We start from the raw sequence: 760 nt of genomic DNA, 5'->3' as shown, positions 1-760 counted from the left end.
GTGCAGCGTTGCGGCGTAGGCGTGTTGGCCGCGCTCGCAGGCGGCGGCGCCCCGCTCGTCGTCGCTGTGGGCCAGCGCCTCGGCCGTGCGCAGCGCGTCCTCGGCCTCTTCCCAGCCCTGCTCGGTGTAGAGACACCGCTCCACGAGCAGCGCGGTCCGCTGGAGGGCCGGTGCCGCGGTGTCGGGCCGTAGCAGCGCCGCCGCGTCGGCCCAGCAGGCCCGCGAGCGCAGCCGCCACACCGCGGTCTGGAGGGGATCGTCACCAGCGGTCGTTCCGTTACCGGACATGGCGGAATACGCCACGTTGCCCTCCCCGAGCACACCATTGAGCTGTTGAGTGGTGGCCGCATCTCAGCACGGATCGCATGGCCCGGCCAAGAGGGTGGGTGAAAGAATTCACAAAGTCGTGGGATCCCTGGGTCAGCTCATCCGCAGTGCCAGGAAGAAATCCAGCTTGTCCTCAAGGCGCGAGAGGTCCCGACTCGTCAACTGCTCGATCCTGCCGACCCGGTAGCGCAGCGTGTTGACGTGCAGGTGCAGCCGGGTCGCACAGCGCGTCCAGGAGCCGTCGCACTCCAGGAACGCCTCCAGTGTCGGGATCAGCTCCGCGCGGTGCCGCCGGTCGTAGTCGCGCAGCGGATCGAGGAGCCGCGCGGTGAACGCGCGCCGCACGTCGTCCGGCACGAACGGCAGCAGCAGCACGTGCGAGGCCAGCTCCTGGTGCCCCGCCGCGCACACCCGGCCGGGCCTGGCGGCGGCA

1 protein-coding gene and 1 pseudogene are annotated in these 760 nt (G+C 70.9%); both read right to left on the bottom strand.

The features are described from left to right. Positions 1–303 (bottom strand): annotated as a pseudogene (locus R6V09_RS54240) (hypothetical protein); the annotation flags it as partial. Positions 304–420: 117 nt separating this feature from the next. Further along, positions 421–760, bottom strand: a 340-nt coding sequence (locus R6V09_RS54235) for a PucR family transcriptional regulator (protein ID WP_317888698.1), incomplete at its 5' end; no start/stop codon positions are given.

The sequence above is a fragment of the Streptomyces sp. W16 genome, assembly GCF_033194735.1.
Lineage (GTDB): Bacteria > Actinomycetota > Actinomycetes > Streptomycetales > Streptomycetaceae > Streptomyces.
This window is presented reverse-complemented; position numbering and strand designations above follow the sequence as displayed.